The following is a 17,948-nucleotide window of genomic DNA, read 5'->3' as shown; positions in this document are numbered from 1 at the left end:
GCCTACCGGCGCCCGCTTCAGATCGCACTTGAAATCTTTTCAAAATGTGGAGGAAACACAATGCGACGGCAATTTCTAACATCGACGACTGCGCTTGTCCTATTGCTCGGTGCGGGCAATGCCTACGCCGGGATGGACGAAGCAAAAGCCTTTCTGGACAAAGAGATAGGTCCACTTTCGACGCTCTCGCGCGCCGATCAGGAAGCCGAAATGCAGTGGTTTATCGACGCTGCCAAGCCGTTCGCCGGCATGGACATCAAGGTCGTCTCCGAAACTATCGCCACGCACCAGTATGAATCGCAGGTGCTGGCGCCGGCCTTTACCGCCATCACCGGCATCAAGATCACGCATGACGTCATCCAGGAAGGCGACGTCGTCGAGAAGATCCAGACCCAGATGCAGACCGGCCAGAACCTCTATGACGGCTGGGTCAACGATTCCGACCTGATCGGCACCCACTGGCGCTACCAGCAGGTGCGCAATTTGACCGACTGGATGGCGGGTGAGGGCAAGGATGTCACCAACCCGAACCTCGACCTGAAGGACTTTATCGGCACATCGTTCACGACTGCGCCCGATAAGAAGCTCTATCAGCTTCCCGACCAGCAGTTCGCGAACCTCTACTGGTTCCGCTACGATTGGTTCAACGACGAAAAGAACAAGGCCGACTTCAAGGCCAACTACGGCTACGACCTCGGCGTGCCGGTCAACTGGTCGGCCTATGAAGACATCGCCGCGTTCTTCACCGGCCGCGAGATCGACGGCAAGAAGGTCTATGGCCACATGGACTACGGCAAGAAGGACCCGTCGCTCGGCTGGCGGTTCACCGACGCCTGGCTGTCGATGGCCGGTAATGGCGACAAGGGCATCCCGAACGGCCTGCCAGTCGACGAATGGGGCATCAAGGTCGACGAGAATTCGCGCCCGGTCGGTTCCTGCACGGCGCGCGGCGGCGACACCAATGGTCCGGCCGCCGTCTACTCGATCCAGAAATATCTCGACTGGCTGAAGGCCTACGCTCCGGCCGAAGCCCAGGGCATGACCTTCTCTGAATCGGGACCGGTCCCGGCGCAGGGCGCGGTTGCGCAGCAGATCTTCTGGTACACCGCCTTCACCGCTTCGATGGTCGATGCCGGCGCCAAGGCGGTGCTGAACGACGACGGCACGCCGAAGTGGCGCATGGCGCCGTCGCCGCATGGCGTCTACTGGAAGGACGGCATGAAGCTCGGCTATCAGGACGTCGGTTCCTGGACGCTGATGAAGTCGACGCCGACCGACCGCGCCAAGGCCGCCTGGCTGTACGCGCAGTTCGTCACCTCGAAGACCGTCGACGTGAAGAAGAGCCATGTCGGCCTGACCTTCATCCGCGAGAGCACGATCCACGACAAGAGCTTCACCGAACGCGCACCCAAGCTCGGCGGTCTGATCGAGTTCTACCGTTCGCCGGCCCGTGTCCAGTGGTCGCCGACCGGCACCAACGTGCCCGACTATCCGAAGCTGGCGCAGCTCTGGTGGCAGGCGATCGGCGACGCGTCGTCCGGCGCCAAGACGGCGCAGGAAGCGATGGACTCGCTTTGCGGCGAGCAGGAAAAGGTCATGAGCCGCATCGAGAAGTCGGGCGTCCAGGGCGATATCGGCCCGAAGATGGCCGAAGAGCATGATCTCGCCTACTGGAATGCCGACGCGGTCAAGAAGGGCAATCTCGCGCCTCAGCTGAAGATCGAGAACGAGAAGGAAAAGCCGATCACCATCAACTACGATGAGCTGGTGAAGAGCTGGCAGAAGTAAGAACACCATCTAGGCCCGGGCCGGAGGTAACATCTCCGGCCCATTTGCGTTCAGGGGGAGACGATGCACTCGCAGAATATTGACGAGATTGTCAGGTCTTTTGGGCATTTGTTGAATCCGCAGAGTCGTGCCCGTGACCGAGCATCGGCCTGCACCATTGCAGATCGCCCCTTCGACCGATCTGAGGTGTTGGATAAATGGCAAAACGGACCCGAGGATACGCTTCCTGAAAATCCTCGATCCGTAGCTTATCTCGCCGCCTATGCGATGATCTTCGGCGAAGGCATCAATCCGGAGGGTGTTCCCACCGATGACGGTCGCTGGTTTCGCCCTGATCACTCAGTCATTCGGGCTTTCGTTCGCAGCCGCGATTTGATTTTGAACATCGATACCGAGCCAATGCTTCGGTTCACCGATGCTGCCTATGGCAGAATTGCAACAGCGCTGAATACGCTGCTGCCCAGGAGTATATAAGCCATGCCCGGCCTCGTCCTAGCTATCGATCAAGGTACCACATCGACCCGTGCGATCCTGTTCGACGGCCAGATGAAAGTCGTCAGTTCAGGGCAGAAGGAATTCACTCAGCACTATCCGGCCTCCGGCTGGGTTGAACACGATCCCGAGGAGATCTGGAGCAGTGTCGTGGCGACGGTTAAGGCCGCGCTGAAAAAGGCCGGGCGCGCCGCTTCGGATGTCGCGGCCATCGGCATCACCAACCAGCGAGAGACCGTCGTCATCTGGGACAGGGCGACGGGCAAGCCGATCCACAATGCGATCGTGTGGCAGGACCGGCGCACCGCGCCGCTCTGCCACAAGCTCAAGAAGCAGGGGCTGGAGAAGAAATTCACCCGCAAGACCGGCCTGCTGCTCGATCCTTATTTCTCGGGCACCAAGATCTCCTGGATGCTCGACAAGGTGAAAGGGGCGAGGCGACGCGCGGAGAAGGGCGAGTTGCTGGCCGGCACCATCGACAGTTTCCTGATCTGGCGGCTGACCGGCGGCAAGGTCCATGCCACCGATGCCACCAACGCCTCGCGCACGCTGGTCTACAACATCGCCGAGAATGTCTGGGACGAGGAACTGCTTTCGATCCTGCGCATCCCCGCCGCGATGCTGCCTGAGGTGAAGGATTGCGCCGACGATTACGGCGCCACCGAGAAGGGTCTGTTCGGCGCCGAGATAAAGATCCTCGGCGTTGCTGGCGACCAGCACGCCGCGACCATCGGCCAGGCCTGCTTCGAGCCGGGCATGATGAAGTCGACCTATGGCACCGGCTGCTTCGCGCTGCTCAACACCGGCAGCGACCTGGTCCGTTCGAAGAACCGGCTGTTGACCACCATCGCCTACCGGCTGGACGGCAAGACGACCTATGCGCTGGAAGGCTCCATCTTCATTGCCGGTGCGGCCGTGCAATGGCTGCGTGACGGCATCAAGGTGATCGGCAAGGCCGAGCAGAGCGGCAAATTGGCGGCTGAGGCCGATCCCTCGCAAAACGTCTATCTGGTGCCGGCCTTCGTCGGGCTCGGCGCGCCGCACTGGGACGCCGAAGCGCGCGGCGCCATCTTCGGCCTGACCCGCAATTCCGGTCCGGCGGAGTTTGCGCGGGCCGCACTTGAATCGGTTGCCTATCAGACGCGCGACCTGCTCGACGCCATGCGCAAGGACTGGAAGGCGACCTCGGCCAAAACGGTGCTCAGGGTCGATGGCGGCATGGTGGCGTCGGACTGGGCCATGCAGCGCCTGGCCGACATCCTCGATGCGCCGGTCGACCGCCCGACCATTCTGGAGACGACGGCGTTGGGGGCGGCCTGGCTCGCCGGCTCGAAGGCGGGCGTGTGGCCGGATGCCAAGAAGTTTGCGAAAAGATGGGCGCTCGAGCGGCGCTTCCAGCCGGATATGGATAGCTCCATACGCTCGGCCAAACTCGCAGGCTGGCGCGACGCTGTGCGCAGGACGCTGAGTGTGCCATAACCGATTGTCTAATGGGGCGAGGGGAAATGAAGCCAGACTGGTATCCTGCTTGGCGCGACGAGGCTATCGAACAACTGAATGCCAAGAATGACCGCTTGGAGAAAGACTTCCAGCTCGGCCACTGGTCTCGCTACGATTATGACATAGAGACCAGAAGGCTTTTGTTTTCCAAAGGCGACGAAATCAAAGTGACCGCGGAGGTCCAGATTGCCGGTTCCACGAGCATTAAATCACAGAGTTGGCTCTGGGCCTGGGCAAATTCAAATTGGCCTGACGACGTTATGGTCGACGCAAAGCTGGTTCGATCCTTCGGCGAGACAAACAGCATCGATGAACTGGCCCAGTCTTACGTGACGGATGTGGATGACGAGCTGGAAGTGCTTGGTTGGGAACTGAGCGCCGTGGCGGTTCGGATTTGCGACGCCCTTGGAGCATATCGCTCACCTTCCAGGGAGGGCGATGCACGTTTTTACATCATCAAGGCCATCAGTTGGGCCGGCTGATGCCGGCTCGCCATACTCACTGAAAGAGAAGACCCGCGCCAGGTTCTGGCACGGGCCTGCTCGGCAGCTGCTTGCACTCGCTCACAATCAATACGGCGAACGGCACTCCTGGCGCGGACCGTTGTAGGGCTGGAAGGTGTTGTCCGAAGCCCGGTAGCTCTTGTAGCGGTCATAGCACCACTGGACGTGCGCATTGCCTCGATAGACGCGGTTGTTCTCGCTGTTGGCGATCGCGCCGGTGATCAGCGCTCCGGTGGCAAAGGCCGCGAGCGGGAACCAGTAGTCGCCGTGACGGCGATAGCCGCGACGGTATTCGCGATAGCCGCGATGGCCATTCCAATACATGCCGCCGTTGCGGCTGAAGCTGCGGTTGCGCGAGAAATTGCGGTCAAAGGAGCGGTTTCTCCTCCACTCGCGGTACTGCACTGTCTGCACATCAGGCGTTACGGTCTGGGATAGGGGTACATAGGCAGTTGCAGCGTTGACCGGCACCACTTCCGCCGCAACAAATGTGGCCGAAAGGGTAGCTGCAACCACGCCGGATAGGATTCTGTTCATCGGTCTTCTCCTCGAAGGATTGGCGGACGTCCCTGTAGGCCGAAAACGGTCGGCGCAGGGGATTTGTTCCCCCGCATCGGCTGTCGCCGACGGGCAGAGGCCAGGAGCGACCTTAGGGTGCCGCAATTGCCAGCGCTGGACAGGTTCACGGGCCCGCTTTTTCCGGTTGACCGGCCGAAGCACTCTCCCTATGTTCCGCGCAATTTCGAGGGCGGCCTTTTCGAGCCCGCGGGAGCGCGTAGCTCAGCCGGTAGAGCAACTGACTTTTAATCAGTAGGTCATGGGTTCGAATCCCATCGCGCTCACCATTGCCTCAAGATCCATTCTGGATGTCGGTGCAGTTCACATCCGACTTGGGTGAAGCGCGTCTTATGCCGAAGCGGCCTATACGAAGTGCCGCATGAACTGCCGCTCAGTTATCCCGCGAGAAATGCACGCCGAGAACCGTGGCTTTCTTTGCCAGCAGGCCCTCCAGGTCGGCGTCCGATCGCTTGGTGCCGGTGCGCTCGCGCAATAGGGCGATCGCTGCCTTCATCGACAACGAGGCATCCTCTCGGTGACTGCCCAGAATGGCATCCACCGCGCCGGCGACATCCGTGGTCTCTGCTGGTGCGCGCATGGCCTGATCCTTTCGATCCAGGTCGGCCTCGGTGCCGCCGACAGATTCCCTGGCGCCGCGGTCGAAAACCACCGCCAATCCGTTCTTGACGGCAAGGGCGGCGACCATGTCGTCGAGTTCGTGGGCCGAAATCCCGGGTTTCAGGACGCGATGGACCGCCCTGGCGGCCTGGTCCGTCGAGACGTAGCCGAAGCGCCGCTTCCTCGCCTCGACATATTGCTCAATGATCATTGCCACGCGTCGGGCGGCAATATCGTCGGATCGCTGCAACGCAACCTCCTTGTGCTGTCGTGACCGCGACATGCAGGAGACAAGGGTACCGAATGTAGAGCGGGCAGGGCGAAGATCAATCGTCGCACCCTTCCTTGACTGGGGATTTGGGGAACGATCCCGCAGCTGATGCATTTTGCTTCATGACCAGCTCATTGAGGGAACGCCGGGCCATGAAGATTGCCCATGTCGCGCCGCTTTACGAATCCGTGCCGCCGAGACTCTATGGCGGCACCGAGCGCATCATCTCCTACCTTACCGAAGCGCTCGTCGAGCTTGGCCACGACGTGACGTTGTTCGCCAGCGGCGACACGAAGACCTCCGCCAGGCTAGTGCCGTGCCGCGAGCGGGCGCTTCGTCTCGACCCCCGCCCGTTGAAATCGGAGATCGCGGCGCATCTGTCGATGCTCGACGAGGTGAGGAAACGGGCCGACGATTTTGACGTCATCCATTTCCATCTCAGCCACTTCCTGCATTTCCCGTTTTTTCGCGATATGGCGCAACGCACGGTGACGACGCCGCATGGCAGGCTGGATTACGCGGACCTCGCACAAGCCTATGACCGGTTCCCGCGGTTTCCAATGATTTCGATATCCCGCAGCCAGCGGGCGCGGTTCGCATCGGCGAACTGGCTGGCGACGATCCACCATGGACTGCCGCTCAAGCTCTATGAGCCTGACTTCGAGGCAGGTTCGGATGGCGCCTATCTTGCTTTTCTCGGCAGGATGTCGCGCGACAAGCGGCCGGACCGGGCGATCGAGATTGCCCGCCGCACCGGCCTGAAACTCAAGCTCGCGGCCAAGATCGGTGATGGCGATCGCGCCTATTTCGAGGAAGTCGTCCAGCCGATGATCGATGGCGACCGGGTCGAATATGTCGGCGAGATCAGCGAGGACCAGAAGAGCCGGTTTCTCGGCAACGCCGCCGCCTTGCTGTTCCCCATCGACTGGCCGGAGCCGTTCGGCCTTGCCGTGGTCGAGGCCATGGCTTGCGGAACACCGGTCATGGCGTGGAGCTGCGGCGCCATGCCCGAGATCGTCGATCACGGCGTGACCGGTTTCGTCGTCGAGACCATCGAAGATGCCGTCGCCACGATGCCGGCTCTCCTGCAACTCGACAGGCGACGAATAAGGGGGGGCTTCGAAAAGCGGTTTTCAGCCGACAGGATGGCAGGCGACTATGTCGCGGCGTACTCCCGGCTGACTGGCAGCCACGAGGGCAGCCATGAGGAAATCAGGGCCTCATAGAGCGCTTCACCCGCTCGAAAAACCAGCACGGGACAATCTTCTTGACCATCACCCAACTCGACGAGCGCAAGCTTGATCCGGCAATAGCGCTGGCATCCCTGGACGAGACCGCGCCAAGGGAACCGCACCGGCTTTTCGCGCTCAAGCATGGCGACTCCTTCGCCGTCGCCGATGCCTATGGCGACATACGCGGTGTCGGCGACGGCTTCTTCCGCGACGACACGCGCGTGCTTTCTGAATTCCGGCTGACCGTCGGCGGGCGGTCGACGTCCTTGCTCGGCGCATCGCTCAGCCAGGACAACGTGCTGTTCACCACCAATCTGACCAACCTGCCGATCGAGAGCATCGGCGGCCGCCCCATTCCGCAAGGCGCGATCCACATCGAGCGCGTCAGGCTGATTTGGCAGGACCGGCTTTACGAACGCCTGACGCTTTCCAACTACAGCCAGGAACATTCGAGCCTCCGGCTTTCGCTGCGCTTTGCCGCGGATTTCCGCGACATGTTCGAAGTGCGCGGCTCGACGCGGCCCAAACGCGGCACCGCGCGCACAGCCGAAATCGGCAAGAACACGGTGATGCTTCGCTACGAGGGCCTGGACAAGGTGGAGCGCACGTCGGCGATCTCGTTTTCGCAAGTGCCGGACGAATTGACCGCGGAGCAGGCGGACTTCTTCATCGCCGTCACCAAGCGCAGCCGCAAGACGCTCTATGTCGAGGTCGGCACCGAGATCGCGGATGCTCCAGAACGCGAACGATTTCGTGCGGCCGCCGCTCGCGCGCGCTTTGGCATGCGGGCCAAGCGCCGCCACGGTGCAACGCTGCACAGCTCGGGCCGCGTGTTCAACGACTGGATCGAGCGGGCACGCGCCGACGTGGCGCTGCTGACCACGGAACTGGCGACAGGTCCCTATCCCTACGCCGGCATCCCGTGGTTCTCGACGGCCTTCGGCAGGGACGGGGTGATCTCGGCCCTGCAAATGCTCTGGCTCAATCCCGGCCTGGCGCGGGGCGTGCTGGCTTTTCTGGCGCAGCACCAGGCGACCGAAACCTCACCCTTCAGCGACTCCCAGCCCGGCAAGATCATGCACGAGACACGCAAGGGCGAGATGACGGCGCTCAGCGAACTGCCGTTCGGCCGTTACTATGGGGGTGTCGACACGACCCCGCTTTATGTCCATCTCGCCTGCGCCTATGCCGACCGCACCGGCGACACGAAGTTCATCGACGGCCTGTGGCCATCGCTGTGTGCCGCCGCCGAATGGATCGAGGCGGCGAGCCAGCCGACGGGATTCCTGACCTACCAGCGCGCCGCGGAATCGGGCCTAGCCAACCAGGGATGGAAGGACAGTTTTGATTCCGTCTTTCACGCCGACGGCCGCATCCCGAAAGGCCCGATCGCACTGGTCGAGGTGCAAGGCTACGTCTTTGCAGCGTTCCAGGGATTGGCGAAACTGGCTCGGCTGCGGGACGAAACCGAAAAGGCCGAAGCCTGGGAGAAGCGCGCCGAAGAAATCCGCCAACGGGTCGAAAGCCAGTTCTGGATCGAGGAACTCGGCTACTATGCGCTTGCCCTGGACGGCGACGGTGAACCTTGCAAGGTGCGCACCTCCAATGCCGGCCATCTGCTTTATGTCGGCCTTCCCGACCCGGATCGCGCGCGCATCGTCGCCGACCAGTTGCTGTCGGCCTCATTCTCCTCCGGCTGGGGCCTGCGGACGCTGGCGGACGACGCCATCTTCTTCAATCCGATGTCCTACCACAACGGTTCCATCTGGCCGCACGACACCGCGATCTGCGCTGCCGGACTGGCGCGGTACGGCATCAGGGACAATGTGGTGCGGCTGATGAGCGGAACGTTCGAATCCGCTGTTCATTTCAACATGCGCCTGCCCGAACTGTTCTGCGGCTTCACCCGCGCACCGGGCGAGGCGCCCATCGCCTATCCGGTTGCCTGCTTGCCGCAGGCCTGGTCGGCCGGCTCCGCCTTCATGCTCATGCAGGCGTGCCTGGGTCTTCAGATCGACGGCTGGACCGGCGAAATTCAGGTGACGAGACCGCGCCTGCCGATCGGCATCGACAATCTGGTGGTCCGCCATCTGGCGGTGGCGGGCGCCTCTGTCGACCTCACATTTCAACGGGTTGGCGACCGCGTCGGCGCCTTTCTGGCCGATCGCCATGAGGGGCTAGTGCCGCTCGTGGTCAGGAGCTGAAAAATCGGAACCATCGCGCGGGGTGAGCGTTTGACCATCACGCGGGTTGCCGGGATGGCGACCCGCCGCACTATCTCATTGAAGGGTAAGTCGATTTCAATGCCTGACAACAGTTCGTACCTGGTCGTTCCTTCGTCCGTATTGTGGCTCCTCGGTTTTGCAGTTGTCAGTATCTCGATCCTCATCATCGCGACGATGGTTCTGCGGGCACGCCGATTGAGGAGCGGCACGCACGCTGCTGGGGCAACCGAGCCCACTGGCAGCCTGTTGCCGGAATTCGAGAAGAATGGGCAATCCGCGGCCGCTTCGCTCGTCCAATGGTCGCCGGAAACGCTACGTCACATCTTGGCAAAGGAACTTCCGGACGCCCAGGTGATCGTGGTTTCAAATCGTGAGCCGTATATCCACAACCGCAAGGGCGACGACATCCAACTGGTCGTACCCGCCAGTGGCCTTGTCTCCGCCTTGGAACCGATCACCCGCGCCTGCGCGGGCACGTGGATCGCCTATGGAGGCGGTTCGGCCGATGCGCTGGTGGTCGACGAAAATGACCGGGTGGAGGTGCCGCCCGAAAATCCTTCCTACACGTTGCGGCGTGTCTGGCTGAGCGAAGAAGAACAGCAGGGTTATTATCTCGGCTTTGCCAATGAAGGCCTCTGGCCGTTGTGCCATATTGCCTTCACCCGGCCGATATTCCGCACCTCCGATTGGGAGACCTACGAGGCGGTCAACCGCAAATTCGCCGACACCGTCGTGGCGGAAGCCCGCAACGAGCAGCCGATCGTGCTGGTCCAGGACTACCATTTCGCGTTGCTGCCGCGGATGATCCGGGAGCGCCTTCCGGAAGCCACCATCATCACCTTCTGGCACATCCCATGGCCGAATTCGGAGGTGTTCAGCATCTGCCCGTGGCGCGAGAAGATTCTCGAGGGCCTGCTCGGCAGCTCGATTGTCGGCTTTCATACCCAGTTTCATTGTAACAACTTTATTGAGAGCGTTGACCGTTTCCTGGAAAGCAGAATCGAGCGCGAGGATTCGGCCATCTCCTATGGCGGCCAGATCAGCCTGGTTCACGCCTATCCGATCTCAATCGAATGGCCGCCGGCGCAACTGGGCAAACTGCCTGACGTGGCGCAATGCCGCCGGCGCATTCGCGAGAGATTCGGCCTGGCCGACAATGTCAGGCTGTGCGTGGGCGTTGAACGTCTCGACTACACCAAGGGCATCCTCGATCGCTTCGACGCACTCGATGAGCTCCTGAAGCTCCATCCGGAATGGATCGGTAAGGTGGCGTTACTGCAGATCGCAGCGCCCAGCCGCGGCACGTTGCCCGCCTATCAACAATTGTATGAGGAGTGCCTGCATCGTGCCGATGATATCAACCAGCGCTATGGGCGCGAAGGCTACACACCCGTCCTGATGGTGACGGAGCATTACTCGCAGGTGCAGGTCTACGAGATCTACCGCGCCGCCGATGTCTGCATGGTCACAAGCCTGCATGACGGCATGAACCTGGTCGCCAAGGAGTTTGTCGCGGCGCGCGACGACGAACAGGGCGTCCTGCTGCTCAGCATGTTCGCCGGCGCTTCCAAGGAGCTGCTCGAGGCGCTTATCGTCAACCCCTATGACGCGGCGACGATGGGCGACGCCTTGCTGCAGGCCCTGACCATGTCGCAGGAGGAGCAGCGCCAACGCATGCAGCGCATGCGCGAGATCGTTCGCGACAACAATGTCTATCGATGGGCGGGCAGCATGCTCCTCGATGCAGCGCGCCTGCGCAAGCGCGTTGCGGTCGATCGTGCCGTCGGCGCGGCTCCCGCGGCGCCTGGCAACGTGATATCGTTGCTCGATCGCAAACGGGTGGCGGCGCTGTGATGCCGGTATCGCCAAACCTGCCGGCACCGGCTCTTCCGCAAGGGCCATGGGCCCTGTTCCTGGATATCGACGGCACGCTTCTCGAACATGCCGCGCATCCCGACGCGGTGGTCGTCGGCGACGAGCTACGCGCGCTGCTGGCAAGCCTCGAAGCTCGATTGGATGGAGCGTTGGCGTTTATCACGGGTCGATCGATCGCCGCCGTCGACAATCTCTTCCAGCCGCTCAGATTGCGCGCCGCCGGTCTCTATGGCCTCGAACACAGGCTGGCGCGGGACGGCCCGGTCGAGGCCGCCGGCGAGCCGGCCGACATAGCCGCACTTGCCCAGGAAATCGAGGCCGAACTGGACAACGCTGATGTCTATATCGAGCGCAAGGGGCCGATCCTGGCCATTCACACGCGCGCGGCGCCGCATTTGCTGCGGCGCGCGACACAGTTGGTCGAACAGGCGCTGGGCAGGCTGCCCGCGGGATATAGGGTGCTTGCCGGCAATGCCGGGGTCGAACTGATGCCGCTGGAGGCGGCGAAGGGAGCGGCTATAAGGCGCTTCATGGAAGAGCCGGCTTTCAGCGGACGGCGCCCGGTATTCCTTGGCGACGACACTTCAGATGAAAACGGCTTCGAAGTCGTCAATGAAATGGACGGCGTCTCGGTGCGCATCAAACCACGCGGACCGACCGCCGCGCGCCATACGCTAGCCGGTGTCGAGGAGGCGCTGGTCTGGCTCGATGCCGCGAACCACAGCAATGCGGAGAAATCGGCCGGTCTGGTCGCGACATGAAAATCGGAGGAGCCGGCAATGACCCAATTCACCAGCCTCATCCGCGAGATCATGCCCAGCTGGCTACGCCGGCGCTCGCGCCGGAACGCGCAAGAGAGCGAGCCAGGCTTCGATCCGTCGCGCCCGGAGGATGCCGACATGGTCTGGCGCGGCATCGTCGAAAAGGATCTCTTTGGAGCCAACACTCCGGACTATGCGGAAACCCTGGAGAAAGAAACCAATCGCCACTGACGGTCGGTTAGTTCTCGAAGAGCAGTGAAACATTGCCGCCGGCATGGCGTTCGAGCCGGCCGGCGAGATCGAGTTCCAGCAGCACCATGAAAACCTGGGCCGGATGCAGGCCGGTATGGCGGATGATCTCGTCGACCGGCACCGGAGTCGGTCCCAGTGCCTGGATCACCTTGGAACGGTCGCTCTCGCCGGGCGGCGGTGTGGCCGAAAAGTCGGGCGGGTCTTCGAACGGCGGCATCTCGGGCGCCCGCATGCCGGTCAGCGGCGCGATCGCCCTGGAAATGTCCGACGCCTCGGTGACCAGCGTGGCGCCGTCCTTGAGCAAGCCGTTGGTGCCGGCCGCGCGAGGGTCAAGTGGCGACCCCGGCACCGCGAAAACCAGCCGCCCCATCTCGCCGGCAAGCCTGGCGCTGATCAGGGAACCCGAGCGCTGCGCCGCCTCGATCACCGCCAGCCCGAGGGCAGCACCCGCGACGAGGCGGTTGCGGCGCGGGAAATCCTGGGCGCGCGGCTGCCAGCCGAACGGCATTTCCGAGATGACGGCTCCACGCTCGGCGATTTCGTCGCACAGGCCGGCATTTTCAGGCGGGTAGGGCAGGTCGAGGCCTCCCGCCAGGACACCGATCGTGCCGGTCGCAAGACTGCCTTGGTGCGCCGCGGTGTCGATGCCGCGCGCCAGGCCGGAGACGATCGCATAGCCGTCGCGGCCAAGATCGGCAGCCAGCATGCGTGCCATCTTGATGCCGGCGAGCGATGCGTTGCGGGCGCCGACGATGGCGATCCCCGGCAGCCGGAACACGCTGGCATTGCCCTTGACCGCCAGCAGCGGCGGCGGGTGGTCCATGCCGCGCAGCAGCGGCGGATAGTCTGCTTCGCCAATGCCGACGAAGCGGGCACCGGCCCGCCGGGCTGCCTCCATCTCGGCTTCTGCTTCGGCAATCGAAGGAATGCGGGCGATCCGATTGGCGCCGCCCGAAATCATCAGTTCCGGCAGCACTTCCAGCGCGACCTCGGCCGAACCGAAGCGGTTGATCAGGTCGCGGAAGGAGGCAGGGCCGACATTCTGGGTGCGGATCAGCCGCAGCCAGCTCAGCCGCTGCCGGTCGCTGAGGCGCGGCCCGGCGGCCGGCCCACTCACCGCGGTGGCGTGCTCGCTCACCCCTTGGCTCCGATCTTGCCCTCGGTTCCGGCAAGCAGGCGCGAAATGTTTTCCCGGTGCTTGATGAAGACGATGATGCTCATCACGACGAACAGCAGCGCAACCTGCGGCGTGCTTAGGACATAAAGCGCAATCGGCACGACGACGGCCGCCGTCAATGCGGCAAGCGAGGAGAAGCGGAGCAGCAAAGCCATCACCAGCCAGACGACGGCGAAGATCAACGCCACCTGCCAGGCAAGGCCGATCAGCACGCCCAGATAGGTAGCGACACCCTTGCCGCCCTTGAAACCCAGCCAGGCTGGGAAGAGATGGCCGAGAAAGGCGCCGAAACCAGCCCAGACTGCGGTTTCAGGCGCGAAGTGGGCTGCTATCAGCACGGCGGCCGTGCCTTTCAGCGCATCGAGCAGCAATGTCGCGGCGGCAAGTCCCTTGTTGCCTGTGCGCAGGACATTGGTAGCGCCGATATTGCCCGACCCGATCTTGCGTACGTCGCCGAGGCCGGCGGCGCGTGTCAGCAACAGGCCGAAGGGGATCGAACCCAAGAGATAGCCGAACACCAACGCCAAGATTGGATCGTAAGTCATTGTTTCCCCCGCAACTTCGCTTAGCCGGCTGGGTCGGCGCGATGCGCCGCGGCTGGCTCAGATCGAGAACACTGTGCGGCCCGCGACCAGCGTTTGCAAGACCTTGCCCTGCAGGCGCGCGCCTTCGAAACAGGTGTTTTTCGAGCGCGAACGAATGCCGTCCTCGCTGACGATCCACGGCTCGTCGAGGTCGACCAGCACGAGATCGGCCATTGCGCCCGGCTTCAGCGTGCCGCCGGACAACCCGAACAGCCTTGCCGGCGCGGTGGAGAGCGTCTCGATCAGCCGCGGCAATGGCACGTCGCCATTGTGATAGAGCCGCAAGGCCGCGCCGAGCAATGTCTCCAGCCCGATGGCGCCGGCCGCAGCGTCGGCGAAGGGCAGGCGCTTGGTGTCGACATCCTGCGGATCGTGCGAGGAGACGATGATGTCGACCGTGCCATCCCTGACCGCCTCGATCATCGCCAGCCGGTCGTCCTCGGCGCGCAACGGCGGCGTCAGGCGGAAGAAGGTGCGGTATTCGCCGACGTCGTTTTCATTGAGCGACAGATTGTGGATCGACACGCCCGACGTCACATCGGCGCCATCGGCCTTCGCCCGGGTCACGGCTGCCGCTGCCATCGCTGTCGAGATCTTCGCCGCGTGGTAGGAACCGCGCGTCAGGCGCGCCAGGGCAAGATCGCGCTCGAGCGGAATGGACTCGGCTTCACGCGGTATGCCGGAAAGGCCAAGCCAGCTCGCGTAGAGGCCCTCGTTCATCACGCCGGCCGAAGCGAGGTCGGCATCCTGCGTCTCATGCACGATGGTGGCCCCGAAATCGCGCGCGTAAGTCAGCGCGCGGCGCATCACCAGCGCGCTTGATATGGTGTGGCGGCCGTCGGTGAAAGCGACGGCGCCGGCCTCGCGCAACAGCCCGAATTCGGTCATCTCGCGGCCATCGAGGCCTTTGGTGATCGCCGCCGCTGGGAAGATGTTGACGACGGCCGTGTCCTTGGCGGTGCGCAGCACGAACTCGACCAGCGCAACATTGTCGATCACCGGGTCGGTGTCGGGCATCATGACGACGGAGGTGACGCCGCCGGCCGCCGCGGCGAGGCTTGCCGAAGCGATGGTTTCGCGATGCTCGCCGCCCGGCTCGCCGATGAAGACGCGGCCGTCGATAAGGCCTGGAATGATCGTCTTGCCGGCGCAGTCGACAACGGTAGCGCCCTCGGGGATGCCCTGGTTCAGCGCCGCCTTGCCGGCGGCGGCGATCCTGCGGCCATCGACGATGACGGAGCCGATCTCGTCGATGCCGCGCGAGGGGTCGACGATGCGGGCGCGTTCAAAGACGGACGTGGTCATGCGCCGCGCCCCTCTTGATTACGCCCTTCTTGATTGCGGCGGGGGTCGAGCAGCGCTTCCATCACCGCCATGCGTACGGCGACGCCCATCTCCACCTGTTCCTGGATGACGCTTTGCGGACCATCGGCGATTTCCGAGGCGATCTCGACGCCACGATTCATCGGCCCGGGATGCATGACCAACGCATCGTCCTTGGCCGCCTTCAGCTTTTCGGCGTCGAGCCCGAAATAGCGGAAATATTCGCGCACCGAGGGCACGAAGGCGCCTTCCATCCGTTCGCGCTGCAAGCGCAGCATCATCACCACGTCGGCATCCTTCAAGCCTTCCGCCATGGAGCGGGTGACGATGACGCCCATCTTGTCGATGCCGGAAGGCAGCAGCGTCGAAGGCGCGACGACCCGCACCTGCGCGCCGAGCGCGTTGAGCAGCATGATGTTGGAGCGCGCCACGCGCGAATGCAGGATGTCGCCGCAGATCGCCACGATCAGCTTCGACAGCGGGCCCTTGGCGCGGCGGATGGTCAGCGCGTCGAGCAGCGCCTGTGTCGGATGCTCATGCGCGCCGTCGCCGGCATTGACCACCGAGCAGCCGACCTTCTGCGCCAGAAGGGCAGCGGCGCCCGCCGACTGGTGGCGGATGATCAATATATCGGGCCGCATGGCGTTCAGCGTCATCGCCGTGTCGATGAGCGTCTCGCCCTTCTTCACCGAGGAGCTTGCCACCGACATGTTCATGACATCGGCACCCAACCGTTTTCCGGCCAGTTCGAACGACGACTGCGTCCGGGTCGAGGCCTCGTAGAAGAGGTTGATCTGGGTGCGGCCGCGCAGCGTCGAGGTCTTTTTCTCGGATTGCCTGGAGATCGCGACCGCGCGATCCGCCCGGTCGAGCAAAAGCTCGATGTCGGCGGGCGAAAGGTCGCTGATGCCCAGAAGATGGCGGTGAGGGTAGAGTGGCAGGGACGAAGCGTCGGTCATCTCAAGGGGCTGCTATAGGGTGCGGATTTTGCGCCCGCAAGCGCCAGCTTTCGATTGAAGCCTTTCTCCCCGGTATTTTCGTCGCGCGGGTTGCACGGCTTGGCTATATCTAGCCGACAGCCTCGGATTCGTGGCTTTTCGACGATATGGGCCTTTCTGCCGAAAGAAGGATTGGCTACCGAAAAAAGGATTGGGCGTGACCGACGACGTAACGAACCAGCCGCCGCCGCTTGCGGGCGGCAACGCCTGGCGAGGCGATCCGTTGCTGATCCAGCTTGCCGAGCGCTTTTCCGATCCGGTCCGCAAGGATTTGGATGGGCTGGGCCGTTTCGTCCTGACACAGGAGGCACAGGAACTGGCGCGCCTCGCCAATGTCGAGACGCCGAAGCTCAGGACGCATGACCGCCAGGGACGGCGCATCGATCTTGTCGAGTTCCATCCGGCCTACCATGCCCTCATGCGCCGCTCGGTGGCAAACGGGCTGCACTCCTCGGTCTGGGAAAATGGCGATGCCGAGATCGGCCGCCGCCATCAGGTGCGTGCCGCGCGTTTTTACCTGACCGCCGAACTCGAAACCGGGCACCTTTGCCCCATCACCATGACCAGCGCTTCGCTGGCGGCCCTGATGGCCAGTCCAAAGCTGTTCCGCGAATGGGCGCCGCGGGTGACGACGCGCAAATACGACCAGAGCCAGAAGCCGCCGGTCGAGAAGACCGGGCTGACGCTCGGCATGGGCATGACCGAGAAACAGGGCGGCACCGATGTGCGCGCCAATGTGACCAGGGCCGAGCGGGCCGGCAGCGGTTTTTATCGCCTGACCGGCCACAAATGGTTCATGTCGGCGCCGATGTCGGACGCCTTCCTGGTGCTGGCGCAGGCGGCGGAAGGCCTGTCCTGCTTCCTGGTGCCGCGCGTCCTCGGCGACGGGTCGGGCAACGGCTTCCGCTTCCAGCGGCTGAAGGACAAGCTCGGCAACCGCTCCAACGCGTCCTCCGAGGTGGAATTCGTCAACGCCATCGGCGAGATGGTCGGCGAGCCGGGCGCCGGCGTGAAGACGATCATGGACATGGTCACCTTGACGCGGCTCGACTGCGCGGTGGCATCGTCGGCGGTTATGCGGGCTGGCTTGGCAGAGGCGGTCCATCACGCACGTCATCGCCAGGTGTTCGGCTCACCCTTGATCGAGCAGCCGCTGATGCAGCGCGTGCTGGCCGACGTGGCGCTCGATGTCGCCGCCGCCACCGCGCTGTCGTTTCGGCTGGCGCGCTCCTTCGACGAGGCGGCGAGCGACCGCGGCGAGGCGGCATTCGCCCGCGCCATGACGCCTGTCGTCAAATACTGGGTCTGCAAGATCGCGCCGCCGCTGCTTTACGAGGCGGTGGAGTGCCTTGGCGGCAATGGCTATGTCGAGGAGGCGCCGCTCGCCCGCTATTACCGCGAGGCGCCGGTCAACGCGATCTGGGAAGGGTCGGGCAATGTCATGGCGCTCGACGTGCTGCGCGTGCTCGGCCGCGCGCCCGGCCTGTTCGAGGAAGTGCTGGCCGGCATCGACCGCGACCTCGGCGCAGGCGGGCGCGGCACGATCGGCGTGCTGAAGGCGGCCATGCAGGTCGCGTCGACCGACGAGGGATCGGCCCGGCTGCTCACGGAGCAACTGGCGCTGTCGGCCGCGGCGGCGGAACTGCGCCGGCTGGGGGCAGGGCGGATTGCCGATGCCTTCGTCGAGACGCGCCTGGCCGGCCAGTGGCGCAACACCTATGGCATGCTCGATGCGCGCCACGACGCGCGCATGATCATCGATACGCTCTATCCGCCGGTGAACTGAGCGGT

The 17,948-nt window shown here is 63.5% G+C and carries 16 protein-coding genes and 1 tRNA gene; 11 read left to right on the top strand and 6 right to left on the bottom strand.

Annotated elements, in window-relative coordinates:
* Positions 1-60: 60 nt before the first annotated feature.
* From LB577_RS17580 to LB577_RS17565, 4 genes are all read left to right on the top strand, one after another.
* Positions 61-1,788 (top strand): ABC transporter substrate-binding protein, encoded by a 1,728-nt coding sequence (locus tag LB577_RS17580; RefSeq protein ID WP_224687651.1) that lies wholly within the window; start codon positions 61-63, stop codon positions 1,786-1,788.
* 63 nt (positions 1,789-1,851) lie between these two features.
* The gene (locus LB577_RS17575) at positions 1,852-2,262 is read left to right on the top strand and encodes a hypothetical protein (protein WP_224687650.1); all 411 of its coding nucleotides are present in this window, start codon (positions 1,852-1,854) and stop codon (positions 2,260-2,262) included.
* A 3-nt stretch (positions 2,263-2,265) separates the two neighbouring features.
* A complete protein-coding gene (gene glpK, locus LB577_RS17570) occupies positions 2,266-3,759 on the top strand; it encodes a glycerol kinase GlpK (RefSeq protein WP_224687649.1) in 1,494 nt (497 codons plus the stop codon).
* 26 nt (positions 3,760-3,785) lie between these two features.
* Positions 3,786-4,262 carry a DUF6882 domain-containing protein gene (locus LB577_RS17565; protein ID WP_224687648.1) on the top strand — a complete coding sequence of 159 codons (477 nt, stop codon included), beginning with the start codon at positions 3,786-3,788 and terminating at the stop codon, positions 4,260-4,262.
* Positions 4,263-4,349: 87 nt separating this feature from the next.
* Here LB577_RS17565 and LB577_RS17560 read toward each other — a convergent pair whose 3' ends face one another.
* On the bottom strand, positions 4,350-4,820 hold the full coding sequence (locus LB577_RS17560; protein ID WP_224687647.1) for a BA14K family protein: 471 nt from the start codon (positions 4,818-4,820) through the stop codon (positions 4,350-4,352).
* Between the two features lie 232 nt (positions 4,821-5,052).
* Between LB577_RS17560 and LB577_RS17555 the strand changes: the two genes are divergently transcribed.
* Positions 5,053-5,128: transfer RNA gene (locus LB577_RS17555), tRNA-Lys, on the top strand.
* Between the two features lie 104 nt (positions 5,129-5,232).
* On the opposite strand, the gene LB577_RS17550 is transcribed toward LB577_RS17555, so the two are convergent.
* Complete coding sequence (locus LB577_RS17550) at positions 5,233-5,709, bottom strand: hypothetical protein (protein ID WP_224687646.1); 477 nt, start codon at positions 5,707-5,709, stop codon at positions 5,233-5,235.
* Between the two features lie 173 nt (positions 5,710-5,882).
* Here LB577_RS17550 and LB577_RS17545 point away from each other — a divergent pair, with 173 nt between their 5' ends.
* The 5 genes from LB577_RS17545 to LB577_RS17525 all read left to right on the top strand — a co-directional run bounded on the left by LB577_RS17545 (position 5,883) and on the right by LB577_RS17525 (position 12,054).
* Positions 5,883-6,956 (top strand): glycosyltransferase family 4 protein, encoded by a 1,074-nt coding sequence (locus LB577_RS17545; protein WP_224687645.1) that lies wholly within the window; start codon positions 5,883-5,885, stop codon positions 6,954-6,956.
* Positions 6,957-7,003: 47 nt separating this feature from the next.
* Positions 7,004-9,166, top strand: a complete 2,163-nt coding sequence (locus tag LB577_RS17540; protein WP_224687662.1) for an amylo-alpha-1,6-glucosidase — start codon at positions 7,004-7,006, stop codon at positions 9,164-9,166.
* 99 nt (positions 9,167-9,265) lie between these two features.
* On the top strand, positions 9,266-11,041 hold the full coding sequence (locus tag LB577_RS17535) for a trehalose-6-phosphate synthase (protein ID WP_224687661.1): 1,776 nt from the start codon (positions 9,266-9,268) through the stop codon (positions 11,039-11,041).
* Positions 11,041-11,823 (top strand): trehalose-phosphatase, encoded by a 783-nt coding sequence (gene otsB / locus LB577_RS17530; RefSeq protein ID WP_224687644.1) that lies wholly within the window; start codon positions 11,041-11,043, stop codon positions 11,821-11,823. Before LB577_RS17535 ends, otsB begins: the two co-directional genes overlap by 1 nt.
* An 18-nt stretch (positions 11,824-11,841) precedes the next feature.
* Positions 11,842-12,054: a hypothetical protein gene (locus tag LB577_RS17525; protein ID WP_224687643.1), complete on the top strand. Its 213-nt coding sequence runs from the start codon at positions 11,842-11,844 to the stop codon at positions 12,052-12,054.
* Positions 12,055-12,061: 7 nt separating this feature from the next.
* Here LB577_RS17525 and dprA read toward each other — a convergent pair whose 3' ends face one another.
* The 4 genes from dprA to LB577_RS17505 are packed head-to-tail and all read right to left on the bottom strand — an operon-like array spanning position 12,062 to position 16,118.
* The gene (dprA, locus tag LB577_RS17520) at positions 12,062-13,192 is read right to left on the bottom strand and encodes a DNA-processing protein DprA (RefSeq protein ID WP_224687660.1); all 1,131 of its coding nucleotides are present in this window, start codon (positions 13,190-13,192) and stop codon (positions 12,062-12,064) included.
* A gap of 17 nt (positions 13,193-13,209) precedes the next feature.
* Positions 13,210-13,797, bottom strand: coding sequence for a glycerol-3-phosphate 1-O-acyltransferase PlsY (gene plsY, locus LB577_RS17515; RefSeq protein WP_140569448.1), 588 nt, complete (start codon positions 13,795-13,797; stop codon positions 13,210-13,212).
* A gap of 57 nt (positions 13,798-13,854) precedes the next feature.
* Positions 13,855-15,141 carry a dihydroorotase gene (locus LB577_RS17510; RefSeq protein ID WP_224687642.1) on the bottom strand — a complete coding sequence of 429 codons (1,287 nt, stop codon included), beginning with the start codon at positions 15,139-15,141 and terminating at the stop codon, positions 13,855-13,857.
* Complete coding sequence (locus LB577_RS17505; RefSeq protein ID WP_224687641.1) at positions 15,138-16,118, bottom strand: aspartate carbamoyltransferase catalytic subunit; 981 nt, start codon at positions 16,116-16,118, stop codon at positions 15,138-15,140. The genes LB577_RS17510 and LB577_RS17505 overlap by 4 nt, the downstream gene beginning before the upstream one ends.
* A gap of 196 nt (positions 16,119-16,314) precedes the next feature.
* On the opposite strand from LB577_RS17505, the gene LB577_RS17500 reads away from it, so the two are divergent.
* The gene (locus LB577_RS17500) at positions 16,315-17,943 is read left to right on the top strand and encodes a DNA alkylation response protein (protein ID WP_224687640.1); all 1,629 of its coding nucleotides are present in this window, start codon (positions 16,315-16,317) and stop codon (positions 17,941-17,943) included.
* Positions 17,944-17,948: the final 5 nt, after the last annotated feature.

This window comes from Mesorhizobium sp. B283B1A (genome assembly GCF_020165735.1).
Taxonomy (GTDB): Bacteria; Pseudomonadota; Alphaproteobacteria; order Rhizobiales; family Rhizobiaceae; genus Mesorhizobium; species Mesorhizobium opportunistum.
Note: the sequence above shows the minus strand (reverse complement) of the source record. Positions and strands in the feature narration are given on the sequence as shown.